This window comes from Streptomyces sp. NPDC051364 (assembly GCF_040682115.1).
GTDB lineage: Bacteria > Actinomycetota > Actinomycetes > Streptomycetales > Streptomycetaceae > Streptomyces.
In genome coordinates this window covers 129,318-141,721 of record NZ_JBFBAH010000006.1, presented here as the reverse complement: position 1 = coordinate 141,721, position 12,404 = coordinate 129,318, and the positions used below count along the sequence as shown (strand labels likewise).

General features: G+C 65.0%; 11 protein-coding genes, 2 tRNA genes and 1 pseudogene. 13 read left to right on the top strand and 1 reads right to left on the bottom strand.

What is annotated here, in order from left to right; all coding sequences use genetic code 11:
* Positions 1-385 precede the first annotated feature (385 nt).
* From AB0M76_RS15305 to AB0M76_RS15295, 3 genes are all read left to right on the top strand, one after another.
* Positions 386-456, top strand: a tRNA-Ala gene (locus AB0M76_RS15305).
* A 5-nt stretch (positions 457-461) separates the two neighbouring features.
* A tRNA-OTHER gene (locus AB0M76_RS15300) sits at positions 462-554 on the top strand.
* A 218-nt stretch (positions 555-772) separates the two neighbouring features.
* A complete protein-coding gene (locus AB0M76_RS15295) occupies positions 773-1,069 on the top strand; it encodes an HNH endonuclease signature motif containing protein (RefSeq protein WP_365953318.1) in 297 nt (98 codons plus the stop codon).
* Positions 1,070-1,288: 219 nt separating this feature from the next.
* Here AB0M76_RS15295 and AB0M76_RS15290 read toward each other — a convergent pair.
* Positions 1,289-1,366: pseudogene (locus AB0M76_RS15290) on the bottom strand (FHA domain-containing protein); the annotation flags it as partial.
* A gap of 246 nt (positions 1,367-1,612) precedes the next feature.
* Here AB0M76_RS15290 and AB0M76_RS15285 point away from each other — a divergent pair.
* The 10 genes from AB0M76_RS15285 (at position 1,613) to AB0M76_RS15240 (ending at position 12,388) form a co-directional block, all read left to right on the top strand.
* On the top strand, positions 1,613-2,053 hold the full coding sequence (locus tag AB0M76_RS15285) for a phage terminase small subunit P27 family (protein WP_365953317.1): 441 nt from the start codon (positions 1,613-1,615) through the stop codon (positions 2,051-2,053).
* Positions 2,054-2,430: 377 nt separating this feature from the next.
* Entirely contained in the window at positions 2,431-3,984 is a 1,554-nt protein-coding gene (locus tag AB0M76_RS15280) for a terminase large subunit (RefSeq protein ID WP_365953316.1), read from the top strand.
* A gap of 109 nt (positions 3,985-4,093) precedes the next feature.
* A complete protein-coding gene (locus AB0M76_RS15275; RefSeq protein WP_365953315.1) occupies positions 4,094-5,401 on the top strand; it encodes a phage portal protein in 1,308 nt (435 codons plus the stop codon).
* Positions 5,367-5,978: an HK97 family phage prohead protease gene (locus AB0M76_RS15270; RefSeq protein WP_365953314.1), complete on the top strand. Its 612-nt coding sequence runs from the start codon at positions 5,367-5,369 to the stop codon at positions 5,976-5,978. The genes AB0M76_RS15275 and AB0M76_RS15270 overlap by 35 nt, the downstream gene beginning before the upstream one ends.
* Positions 5,978-7,153: a phage major capsid protein gene (locus AB0M76_RS15265; RefSeq protein WP_365953313.1), complete on the top strand. Its 1,176-nt coding sequence runs from the start codon at positions 5,978-5,980 to the stop codon at positions 7,151-7,153. Before AB0M76_RS15270 ends, AB0M76_RS15265 begins: the two co-directional genes overlap by 1 nt.
* A 429-nt stretch (positions 7,154-7,582) precedes the next feature.
* Positions 7,583-8,014, top strand: a complete 432-nt coding sequence (locus AB0M76_RS15260; protein WP_365953312.1) for a hypothetical protein — start codon at positions 7,583-7,585, stop codon at positions 8,012-8,014.
* Between the two features lie 9 nt (positions 8,015-8,023).
* Positions 8,024-9,022, top strand: coding sequence for a phage tail tube protein (locus AB0M76_RS15255; protein ID WP_365953311.1), 999 nt, complete (start codon positions 8,024-8,026; stop codon positions 9,020-9,022).
* Between the two features lie 36 nt (positions 9,023-9,058).
* Positions 9,059-9,487 (top strand): hypothetical protein, encoded by a 429-nt coding sequence (locus AB0M76_RS15250; RefSeq protein ID WP_285529553.1) that lies wholly within the window; start codon positions 9,059-9,061, stop codon positions 9,485-9,487.
* Between the two features lie 3 nt (positions 9,488-9,490).
* Positions 9,491-9,766 (top strand): hypothetical protein, encoded by a 276-nt coding sequence (locus AB0M76_RS15245; RefSeq protein ID WP_365953310.1) that lies wholly within the window; start codon positions 9,491-9,493, stop codon positions 9,764-9,766.
* Between the two features lie 219 nt (positions 9,767-9,985).
* Positions 9,986-12,388, top strand: coding sequence for a phage tail tape measure protein (locus tag AB0M76_RS15240; protein ID WP_365953309.1), 2,403 nt, complete (start codon positions 9,986-9,988; stop codon positions 12,386-12,388).
* Positions 12,389-12,404 lie beyond the last annotated feature (16 nt).

Sequence of the window (12,404 nt, the reverse complement as noted above, 5' to 3'; positions counted from 1 at the left end):
TCTTTCGTGGCGGCAACTTGACATGAACACGTCTTGTGTGGCCACGCAGCGTAACGCATGACGGGTTCGGCGCTTGCTCAGAGTCAGCGGGCGCGGTGTTGCGGTGATTCTTTGAGTTTTTTGGAATGCATATAGAAACCTACGAGGGAAACGAAAAACGACTTAGAACCACCGCAACACCGCACAGCCTCAACGGCGCTCCGTCGGGCCCGTGTTGCCCGTTCCCGTTCCGGGCAACCCACGCGCTCTAGTAAGGGCAGAGAACGGGCCGGGTGCCGCGCACCCCTCAGCGGATACGGCGGACTGAGTCCGGCCCGTTCTCGACTCCTTGGGGCTCGGCAACGATCCCTTGGCGTGGTGGGTAGCTCTCACGGAATCGCCTAAAGCGACGGTCGTCTAGCGGCCCAAGACAACCCCGGGCAGGGGTCAACACCGGTTCGAATCCGGTCCGTCGCAAGCTAGCCCGCCTGACCCAATCGGTAGAGGTGCGTGGCCACCCGGCTTGTCCCGGGGCGAAGGCCACAGAGATCCGGGTTCGAATCCCGGGGCGGGTGCTTGTCCACGCCGTTCATGGCGCCTGAACCGCCCACCAGTAACCCGCCCCTTGAGGGGGTGTGCCGAACAGGGTTGTAAGACCGTTCGGGCGGTGCGGCGTGGACATCGACCAGATACCACCACGTCACGTGACGCGGTGCTCATGTAGGGGGGGTGGCCCATGCGCGTCAGGTGTCTAGAGTGCCGTGAGTGGGCCACCCTCAAGGGGCGTTGCCCCGTGCATCACAAGGCGTACGAGAACGGGCGTGCACGCCAGTCCCACCGCAAGCGCCGTGAGGCCATCGCGCGTGGGCACAACGCAGCAGCCATCATGCGACGAGCCATCCGCAAGGCTGGGTGTTGTGCGTGCGCGCGCTGCGGCCTGACATTCCTTGCATCGGCCGTGGACGTGGACCACGTGATCCCGCTGGCCCGTGGTGGTGAGGACGTCGCCGGCAATGTGCAGGCTCTATGCCGTCCGTGCCACAAGGCGAAGACCCGCGTGGACATGGGCTACTCGGCTCCGCCGTTCTGACGTGTTCATCGCGTGGTGAACCATGTGGTCAGCGCAGAGCCGCCGAGTGTCACCAGGGCTGTCACGAGACGTACGGGGACGCGCTGAACTGTCATGTGGAATCCACCGATTCGGATGTCCAGCACGGGGGCTTTCGGGGTGCGTTCCATGTGATGGCTCTCCCTCAAGACTTCTGCAATCCGTGAGCGACTGGATGGGGAGAGTAGAGGGGATGTTGGGCTGCCTGTCTACCGCGATGCCGTTGGTAGACCCTAAATCCTGGACTGTTGCCAGCGTTTTGGTCCGGATCTCACAGTGCGGTCCGTACCTCACGGCAACGATGGGCGCGGGTTGTGCCGCTCCTCCCTTCCGAGGGAGGGGAAAGCGGTCCCGAAGTTCCCGCGCGTGCCTGCCGGCGATCCCGGCCCAAGCTCGAAACACGCGCTCTAGGTGTGGCCCTGTTTTTGGGTGGCCGACCCTTGGGGCGACTGGGCAAGCCCCGCTTCGGGCCGACGAGAAAGGCACCGCTAAGGGGTGCGTAAGCCCCCGGAAGGTGGTGTCAGCATGTCCCGAAGCAAGGCGGCAGACCAGCGGACGGGCAACGCCAACACGGCCGCTGACCCGGTCGCCCCTGTCGTGTACGAGGGGCGTGCCCCGCGCGTGCCGTCTCACCTCAAGCCGATTGGCCGTGAGGTCTGGCGCGCTGTATGGGCTGCCGGGTCCGGCGCCTACTCGCCCGACACGGACCGCAACATCATCCAGCGGTACGCGGAGCTGCACGACCGGCGCGCGGCCCTTCTCGCTGCCGTCGAGAATGACGGGCTCATGACCGTGGGGTCTACCGGTCAGCCCGCCGTACATCCGGCCATGAAGTACGTGGAATCCACGGAGCGCGAACTCCGCGCCATTGAGACCGTCATCGGCTTCACGCCGGAAGCGCGTATGCGTCTGGGGATCGTGGCGGCTGAGGCTCGCCGAGTGGCTTCCGGCCCGGAGGACTTCTAGAAGTTATCCCCATTCACGGCCGCATTGCCTGCACTTGGATTCGTTCCTCGTATGCCAGTCGCCGTCCTGCCGTTCGTACTCGATTGTCTTTTCCACGACGCGTTCGTGAGGGCACTCGTCTGGTGCGTACTCGTAGTAAATGCCCCGGGGTAGGCCCCGGAGGCGTCGAATCTGTCGCCAGATATTCATCCCGCCTCCCTTAGTCGCCAAGGTGCGGTCGGCAAGTTCACTGCCCGGCAGGCGCCGACCTCAGGCCCCCTTGGGTGGCATGAATTTTGGGGCCGGAAACAGGCTCTCACATCCATTGTGCGTTGGGGTCGAACCACCTGCAAGGGCCCTCGCTCTGGGATGGGCACTAGTGAATTAAGGGGGCGGGCATGGAGTCGATTGATCCAGTCATCGCCCGCCACATCCCCGCCGGCGCCCCGTTCCCGAGTGAGGGCTACCGGGTGGCCGCGTGGATCGAACGGTTCTGCTACCTCACAGGGTCCTTTGCCGGTCAGCGCTTTGCATTGCTGCCCTGGCAGCGGGAACTTCTCATCGACGCGTACCGCCTTGAGCGGGACGACTTCGGCGGGTGGCGCCGCAAGCACCGCATGGCCGTGGTGTGCATCGCGCGCAAGAACGGGAAGAGCACGATTGCCGCGGCCATCATGCTCTATCACCTGGTGGCGGACCGGGCTGACAGTCAGCGGCAGATCATTGCGGCGGCCAACGACCGGAACCAAGCCCGCATGGTCTTTGACGCTGCCAAGCAAATGGTCAACGCGTCCCCGAAGTTGTCGGCCGTGTGCGACGTCCAGCGGGACGTCATCCGCTTCAAGGATTCGACCTACCGCGTGGTGTCCGCGGACGCTGGCCGTCAGCAGGGTCTCAACCCCAGCGCTGTAAGCCTGGACGAATACGCCTTCTCCAAGAACGCTGATCTCTTCGACGCGCTGACGCTGGGTTCTGCTGCCCGCAACCAGCCCATGACTTGGGTGGTCTCGACTGCCGGACCCGACCCTGACGGGCCCTTCGCGATGCTCTGCGAACAGGGCGAGCGGGTCAACTCTGGTGAGGCCAAGGACCCGACTCTCTTCTATCGGTCATGGGGCCCCCGCATCGGGGCCCAGGTGGACCACCTGGACCCGGAAGTTTGGCGCGCATGCAACCCCAGCTTCGACATCCTCAACGAAGAGGACTTCAAGGCAGCAGCCCAGCGAAGCACTGAGGCCAGCTTCCGTATCTACAGGCTGTCTCAGTTCGTCCGTGGTGCGTCCACGTGGCTGCCTCACGGCCTGTGGGACTCCCTGGCAGTGGACGACACCTTGCAGCCCGGAGACGCAGTTGTGTTGGGCTTCGACGGATCTTGGAAGGGCGACAGCACGGGGCTGGTGGCCACCCGCGTGGCAGACCTTCGCGTCTTCGTGTTGGGCCACTGGGAGGCGCCGGCTGACGATGCGCATTGGCGCGTGCCCATGGTGGACGTACGGGACGCGCTCCGCTCCGCGCTGGACACGTACACGGTGCGGAACCTGGTGGCCGACCCCTACAGGTGGGAGGAGACGCTAGAGAACCTTGAGGCCGAAGGCTTCCCGGTCGAAGCGTTTCCGACCAACTCACTCGCTCGAATGGTTCCGGCGACTCAGGCCGTGTACGACGCTGCACGGGATGGCCGCCTGTCACACGACGGCAGCCCGGCGCTTGCCCGCCACATCGGCAACGCGGTGCTTCGTGAGGACAAGTACGGGGCCCGCATCACGAAGGAGTTCGCGGCCTCACGCCGAAAAATTGACCTAGCCGTCGCCATGATCTTGGCGGTCCACGGCGCCGTCATGTGGCGTGAGGAAAACCCCAGCCTGATAGACGCGCCGATTGTCGCCACGTGGGAGAGCGACGGCGCGGTGTTCACCTTCGGCGGGTCCGCCGAATTCTTCGATGATCTGTAGCCCTGGGCGCCACCACGTCACGTGACGCGGTGGCCTGCCGTGCGGGCAAGAGGGGGTGGCCCGCATGGGCTTTTGGCGTGACCTCATTCGGTGGCCGACACGGGAAGTGGTGACCCGCGCCCAGTGGGACCCGGCAACGGATCTGTTCCCGCTACCGGGTGTCATGTCGGCTGCCGGTCAGAAGGTGGACGCGAACGCAGCCCTCACGGTCTCCGCGGTCTTCGCATGCGTTCGGCTTCTCTCCGAGACGATATGCACGCTGCCCGTGGCGCTGTACTCCACCCGTGGTGGTGTGGTGCGACAGGTCAAGTCTCCGGCGTGGCTGGACTACCCGAACGCGGACCCGGGTGGGGTGGGCCGCATCGACCTTCTGTCTCAGATAGTGCTCAGTCTGCTGCTGGACGGGAACGCCTATCTGGCGATCATCTGGGACGGCCCGTCAATCGTCGGCCTTGAGGTACTGGACCCCAGCCGCATTGAAGTCCATTCGGTGGTTGCCGGTGGTCGCCGGCGCAAGGTCTTCCACGTTGCCGACTACGACGACGACGGAAATGAAATCGCGCTGGGCTGGTACACCACGCGGGAGATCCTTCACATCCCCGGCATGACCCTGCCAGGTGAGGTGACCGGCGCTTCACCCATCGCGTTCGCCCGTGAGTCCATCGGCCTGGCCATGGCCGCGCAGACCTACGGCGCGAAATTTTTCGCCAATGGGGCGATGCCCGGCGCGCTCATCGAAGTGCCCGGCGCGATGTCCGAAGAGGGGCTTGCCCGCGCCCGTGAGGCGTGGCGCCTGGCCAACAGCGGTGCCGAGAATGCCCACCGCGTTGCCTTGCTCACCGAAGGCGCCAAGTTCTCGAAGGTGGCCCTGTCGCCGGATGAAGCCCAGTTCTTGCAGACCCGGCAGTTTCAGGTTCCGGAGATAGCCCGGATTTTCGGGGTGCCACCCCACCTGATTGCCGACGCGACGAACTCAACTAGCTGGGGATCGGGCCTGGCTGAGCAGAACGAAGCCTTCTCGGACTTCTCCCTACAGCCGTGGATCGAACGCATTCAGGCGGGGTTCACACGGCTGATCTACGCGGAGACGGCGAACCGTCTTCTTGAAGTCCGCTTCGACCTTTCGCGCATCCGGCGGGGGGCCCGCAGCGAGCGCGTGAACGTCTACAGCGTCGGCCTACAGCAGGGCATTTACACGCTGGATGAAGTCCGCGCATGGGAAGACCTTCCGCCCCTGCCGGACGGTCTGGGCCAGACGCACCGCGTGCCCATGAATCTGGCTGAGGTGACGGCCGACGAAGAGCCCGAGCCCATCGCGCCCCCACCCGTAGAAGAGCCCCCGGCAGACGCCGGGGAAGACGACGACAAGGGGGAGTCTCCCGATGATGGAACGCAGGAACCTGACCCTTCCGGCTGAGGTTCGCGCCGAAGGCGAGACCGTCACCATGCGCGGGTACGCCTACCGCTTCCATGAGCTGAGCCTTGATCTTGGCGGCTTCCGTGAGCGGATCATTCCCGGCGCCGGCGCGGACTCCCTTCGCGCAAACGATGTGATCGCCACCTTCAACCATGACAACAACCTCGCTCTAGGACGTATGAGTTCGGGGACGCTGCGGACCGGCGAAGACGCCGAAGGCGGCTGGTACGAAATCGACCTTCCCAACACCACGGCCGGTCGGGACCTTGCCGAACTCCTCAAGCGCGGAGACGTCCGCGGGTCCTCCTTCACCTTCCGCGTGAACGACGGGGGCCAGCGAGTCCACGACGTCCTTGACGAAGAATCCGGTCTCCCCATTCGGGAGATCACCAGCATGAACGTGGTGGAGCTGGGGCCGGTTCTGAATCCCGCCTACCCGACCACAGACGCCGGTCTCAGCCGCTCCATCGCACTGAGTCTCGGGATCGGTCAGGCGTCCACCACGCCGCTTGAAGCGGCGCCATTCCATCCGGCGCGTGAACTGTTCCGCGCTCTCACCAAGGGGGGTGTCCAGTAATGGACGCAATCACGCTCAGCGCAAACTTCGAAGCGCGGGAGAAGGCCACGGCGGAGCTGCGTACGCTCGCTGAGGAGTTCGCCGGCAAGGACATGGACGCGTCGGCGCGCGAGAAGGAGGACAAGCTCCTTGACGCCATTGCGGACTTTGACGGCCGCATCAAGCGGGGGGTGGAAGCCCTCAAGGCGTCGGAGTCCATCACCTCTCTCATGGGCGGGCTCAAGGGCACCGGCAGCAAGAAGGCCACTCAGGACAAGCTCACCGAAGCGGCTGCACAGCTTCGCTCGCTGGGCCTGCACGAGTCGGCCACCTTTGCGCCTGAGACCCGCGCCGTGGATACCACCACCGGCAAGAACGTCATCCCGCGGACCCTCTTCGGTCAGCTCCTCGCTGAGGCTGTGGAGCGGTCCACGGTCATGCGCAACGGCGCGTCCCTGCTGACCACCAGTGGCGGTGAGTCCATAGACTTCACGGTCGTCACCGGTCGGGCGTCTGCGGGCATCGTTGCCGAGAATGCCAACATTCCTGAGTCCACCCCGACCACCGTTCAGCGGTCGGTCGGCGCGTTCAAGTACGCGTATGCGTCCGTGGTGTCCACGGAGTTCGTCCAGGATCAGGCCCTTGACCTGGTCGGTTTCCTGGTGGGCGACGCGGGTCCGGCACTGGGCCACGGCATGGGCGCCCACTGGCTGACGGGTACCGGCACCGGCCAGCCCAAGGGCCTCGTGCCTTCGGCTTCTCCGGCGGTGGCCACCTGGACCGCCGGCGCGACCGACGGCAAGGTCAGTGACGCGTTCATTGACCTCTTCTACGAACTGCCGTCGTCCTACCGGGGCGGGGCTACGTTCATCGTGTCGGACAAGACCGCAGCGACCATGCGCAAGCTCAAGGACGCGAACGGCGCCTACCTGTGGCAGTCCGCTCTTACCGCTGGTGCGCCGGACACCTTCAACGGCAAGACGATCGAGACCGACGCCGTCATGCCGGACGACAAGGTTCTGTTCGCGGACCTGAGCAAGTACAAGATCCGGCTTGCCGGTCCGCTCCGCGTTGAGCGCTCCGTCGATGCGAAGTTCACCACGGACCAGATCGTCTACCGGTTCATCCAGCGCGCGGACGGTCTCCTGACCGACCTTCGCGCCGCGAAGGTTCTGACCGTCACGCCGAAGCCGTAAGGCAGCCGACACGGGCCACCACGTCACGTGACGTGGTGGCCCCCTGGGGGTGGAATGTCTTACGCGACGATTGAAGACGTCCGGGCTCTAGACGGCCTGGACGACGCATCGACCTTCCCTGACGGAACCCTGGCCGACGCCATCGCGTACGCCGTGGAAGTGGTTGAAGGCTACTGCGGCCGGAAGTGGGAGGGCACCGACGCACCCCCGGAAACGATCCGCTGGTGCGTCCGCACTCTGGCCCGCCAATACTGCCTGGACCTTGTGTCACGCGTACCGGACCGGGCGCTACAGCTCCAATCCGAATTCGGATCGGTCCAGCTAGCACAAGCGGGCGGCAACTGGCGCCCTACCTCCCTGCCTGAGGTCAACGCGCACTTGAACAGGTACAGGGTCCGGCTGCCATTCATCTTCATGTAAGGGGTTGCCGTGTCGTTCACCTTCGAAGCGAAGTCGGCCCTGTTCGACGCACTCAAGGCGGCAGTCCCCGCGGGGGTTCAGTGCACATGGGCTGAGACCGGCAAGGCCGACCGGCGCCAACAGGTGTGGATGGGCGCCACCACGGAAGACGACATGGCCGTGACGGCGCTCCGGCAGGGGCCGCGCAAGCCCACCGCCGTCACGGCCTTCGTGGACGTTCACGCCCTGGTGGTGCAGCCCGGTAGTCCCATGGCCGCTGAGCGGTCCGTGTACGTACTGCGTGAGGCCATTGCGGACGCCTGTCGCGCGGTTCCCGCCGGAGCCGTCCCCGGGCTACTGGACGTGCGCCCCGAGTCGTCCGAAACCGAGACGGCCGAATCAACTGACGGCGCCTTCGCCGCACTTACCGTCCGCGTTCGAATCCGCGGCAGAGTCACATAGGGGGAACACATGGCGCTTGACGCTGCCATCGGCATTGGCAAGGAAGCCACCTACGGCACGGCGGCCACGGCCATGCTCGGCTACGAAGGCAAGGCCGACAGTTGGAAGACAACCCGCGAATTCATCGAGAGCGTTGGATTCCGGGCAGGTCAGCAGACCGCCCGCGCCGACCGTCGAAACGTGGTCAATATGGGCGGTGAGGGCGAACTAGAGATCGACATGTTGGACGCCGGCGCCGCCGCTCTCCTGTCTGCCGCCTTCGACCGGTACACGGGGCCGACCCCAGACGCGCAGGCCGGAGTCACCCGCCACGTCTTCGAGACCGGTCCGCTGAGCGAGGCGCCCAGCTTCACCGCCCAGATGCTCCGCCCGACCACCGACGGCAAGACCGTGGCATACAAGCACGTCGGGTGTGTGGCCACGGAGTGGGCCATCAAGGCGGAAGTGGAGAACGCCGTCACGCTGACAGTCGGCTTCGACTTCCAGGACGTGACGCACTCGGACAAGCCCGCCGATGCCCTCCCCATCGCATACCCGGCCATCGCCTACGCCTACGACTGGACCCGTACGGCCATTGCCCTGAGCATCGACGGCACCGCCGTGCCGCTGGACATCAACAGCGTTGAACTGTCCGGAGACCGGGGCATGAAGACTGACCGGCGTTTCCTGCGAGCGAACGCGCTCAAGAAGGTTCCGACTCGGGCCGCCATGCCTACCTACGAAGGCACGTTGGCCGGAGAGTTCACCGCAGGCGCCCTCAAGGCGTACGAAGCGTTTACCGCCGGCAAGGTGGCCGCCCTGGTGGTGGACTTCGCCGGTGTTGCCCCGGGCACGTCCATGAAGGTGGAACTTCCCGCCGTGCAGTTCACCGGCGACTCCCCGGAAGCCAGCGTGGACGACGTCACCGTCACTGAGCTGCCCTTCCGAATCCTGGACCCGGGCGACAGTCGCGCGGCCGTCAAGGTCACTTACGTCGAGCCGACCCCGGGATTCGTCCCGCCGAAGTAGACCACCACGTCACGTGACGCGGTGCTGGGGGGCGCCGTGGCAGGGTCACGCTTTTCGGTCCAGGTCGAAGGGCTCAACCAGCTCAAGAAGACGCTTCGCCAGCTCAAGGACAAAGACCTGAGCAAGCGCGTGCGTGAGGTCAACAAGATGGCGGCGGAGCTGGTCCAGCCCGAAGCCCAACGGGGCGTCCCGCAACACCGACGCTCCCCGAAGGACGCGAAGAAGTACCGGCCCGGCAAGCTGGCCAAATCCGTCAAGGTGGTCGCGTCGGCCAACTCTGCCGCCATCAAGGCGGGCACTGCCGCCCGCTCCCCGTATGCGGGGGCCATTCACTTCGGGTTCCCCCGCCGGGGCATCAAGCCGAACAGGTTTCTCTACCGGGCCATGGCGCGCAAGAGCGGCGCCGTTTCCGAAACGTACGAGCGTGAGATCTCCGCCGTACTCCGATCCAAACTGGAGAGCTGACACATGGGTAAGAAGACGGACGCCGGCGCCCTGGGCGACGTGCTGAGCCTGGATATCGACAGTCTCACCATCGATGAGATTGACGTCATCGAAGACATCATTGACGGCCCCCTGGACTCCCTGGCCAAGCCCGGCGCCCGTAAGGCCAAGCTCCTGCGTGCCATGGCTGTGGTCATCAAGCAGCGCGAAGACCCGTCCTTCTCCGCCGAGGACGCCGGGAAGCTGCGAATCGAGTTCAAGCAGAAGGCCCGGCAGGACCCTCCCGCGCTCAACGGGTAGTCGCGTGCGCGCGGATCACCGGCCACTTCCGGGGGCTCACGTGGTCGGACGTTCGCGCGCTCCCGTTGAGGGACTTCAACGCGCTGATTGACCAGATGACCGACGACATAGAGGCACAACGCAAGGCGGAGCGACGCGGAACACGCGGCCGTTCCGGGGCGCCGACGCAAGGGGAGCGACGGACGCCAGTAATGACGTAACTGCATAGGGGGCGCCGCCGTGGCCAAGCCAATTACGATCACCCTCCTCGGTGATCTGGACGACTTGAGCGCGTCCCTGAGTGAGGGCGTGGCCGACGTCACCGGCTTCGCTGACAAGGTCGAAGACGCACTCAAGGCGGCCACCGAAGAGGCTGGGAAGCTGGGCGCTGAGGTAGCCGACGCCGGAGACGAAGCCGGTAAGGAGATGGACGGCTTCGCGTCGAAGTTCGGCGGGCTTGCGGCTGCCGCGGGTCTCGCCATCGGTGCCGCCTTGGTGATGGGACTCAAAGAGTCCATGGACCAGGAAGCCAGCAATGACCTTCTTGCCGCCCAGGTCGGCGCCACACCGGAACAGGCCAAGACCCTCGGCCAGGCGGCCGGACGAATCTACGCGTCCGGGTTGGGCGAATCGGTGGCCGAAGTCAATGAGGGCTTGAAGAGCCTTTGGCAGCAGGGACTCATTCCCGCCGGTGCCACGGCAGACGAGATATCCGGCATCGGGTCCAAGCTCATGGACGTCTCGAAAATCATGGGCGAAGACCTGGGCCCGACGGCCAACGCTGCCGGGCAGATGCTCAAGAACGGGCTAGTCAAGGACTTTGACGAAGCCATGGACTTGCTCGTTCGCGGCACACAGGTGGGCATCAACAAGTCCGAGGATTTCTTGGACACGATGAATGAGTACAGCACTCAATTCCGCAAGATCGGAATGGATGGCCCCACCGCCATTGGTCTGATGAATCAGGCCCTACAGGCGGGTGCGCGAGACGCGGATACGGCGGCTGATGCGATCAAGGAGTTCACGCTCCTGAGCCTGGATCTCAAGGCGTCGGGGGATGCGTACAAGGAGCTTGGCCTCAACGGCGAAGCCATGGTGAAGGCGCTCGCCGGCGGTGGTCCGAAGGCCGCTGCCGCCACTGAGGCGATCTTCACTGCCATGCACAAGATCAAGGACCCGGTAAAGCTCAACACCGTGGCCTTGGGGCTCTTCGGTACGAAGGCAGAAGACCTTGGTGGGGCGTTGGCGGCCATGGACCCGAAGACGGCTGCCGCTTCCCTGGGCAACTTCGCCGGCGCCGCCAAGACGGCCGGTGACACCTTGCACGACAACGCTTCGACGCGTCTGACGGCGTTCTGGCGGACGCTGCAACAGGGCGCCGTCGAAGTCATCGGCGGGGAAGTGCTGCCCCGGCTCGAGGCCCTGGCGAAGAAGTTCGCCCCCATTGGCAGCGCCGCCATGGACTTGGCTGCGAAGGTTCTTCCGGTCCTCAAGGCACTCAAGGACGGCACAGAAGAAACGATTCGCTTCGTTGAGGACAACAAGGGAATCTTCCTCACCATCGCGGGCGTCATCACCGTCGTTCTCCTGCCCGCAATCATCGCGTGGGGCGTCACGTCCGTACAGTCCGGGATAGCGAGCGCCACCGCGTGGCTCACCAGCACCGCCACAGCCACCAGTAGCTCAGCCACACAGGTGCTCGCTCACTGGGCAGTGGTCGGAGGGTGGCTCAAGGCAGCCGGTCAGGCAGTCGTCTCCGGTCTTGTCATCGCGGGACAGTGGGTTGCCGGCGCTGCCGCTGCCGTCGTCAACGGCGCGATCATGGTTGCTCAGTGGGTTCTCATGGGCACGCAGTCCCTCATACAGGGCGCCCGGATGGCTGCCGCGTGGCTTCTCGCCATGGGCCCGATCCCGCTGATCATCGCGGCCATAGTCGGGCTCGCTCTGCTGATCTGGGCCAACTGGGACAAGATCAAAGCGTGGACGTCGGAAGCCTTCGAATGGGTCTGGCAAAAGGTCCAACAGGTCTTCGCCTGGCTGGTTGATCTCTTCCTGAATTTCACCGGCCCCGGTCTGCTGATCAAACACTGGGACACGATCAAGACGAAGACAGCCGAAGCCTTTCTATGGGTGCGAGACAAAGCCCAGGAAGGACTAGATGCCGTCATCGGATTCTTCCGTGATCTGCCGGGCCGGATCATGGGCTACGTCGGCAGCATGGGAAGTGCCGCGCGTGAGGTCGGCGCAGAACTGATCAACAAGTTGGGTGAGGGGCTGTCTCGGCTTTCGTCCTTCGGTCAGGACATCGGGTCCGCTGTCTGGCGAGCCGTAAAGGACTCCATCAACCAACTGATTGACCTTCTCAACTGGGCCATCCCCGACAGGCTTGGCATTGGCCCCGTGGGCGTGGACCTGCCCAAGAATCCGATCCCGAAAATCCGCGCCATGGGTGGCCCGGCTTCCGGCTGGACTCGCGTAGGCGAGCGCGGACCCGAAGAGGTCTACCTCCCCAGTGGTTCCCACGTCGTCCCCAACCACGCCGCATCGACCGGCGGGGGAGTCGTCGTGAACGTCCGCAGCACCGCGGACCCGCACGCCATTGGTCGGGAAGTGGCTTGGGCCCTTCGGGTCGGCGCCCGGTAGACCACCGCGTCACGTG

Coding starts and splice junctions, on each gene's coding strand:
- AB0M76_RS15285 (WP_365953317.1), top strand. CDS start 1,613: ATGTCCCGAAGCAAGGCGGCAGACCAGCGGACGGGCAACGCCAACACG.
- AB0M76_RS15280 (WP_365953316.1), top strand. CDS start 2,431: ATGGAGTCGATTGATCCAGTCATCGCCCGCCACATCCCCGCCGGCGCC.
- AB0M76_RS15270 (WP_365953314.1), top strand. CDS start 5,367: ATGATGGAACGCAGGAACCTGACCCTTCCGGCTGAGGTTCGCGCCGAA.
- AB0M76_RS15265 (WP_365953313.1), top strand. CDS start 5,978: ATGGACGCAATCACGCTCAGCGCAAACTTCGAAGCGCGGGAGAAGGCC.
- AB0M76_RS15255 (WP_365953311.1), top strand. CDS start 8,024: ATGGCGCTTGACGCTGCCATCGGCATTGGCAAGGAAGCCACCTACGGC.
- AB0M76_RS15245 (WP_365953310.1), top strand. CDS start 9,491: ATGGGTAAGAAGACGGACGCCGGCGCCCTGGGCGACGTGCTGAGCCTG.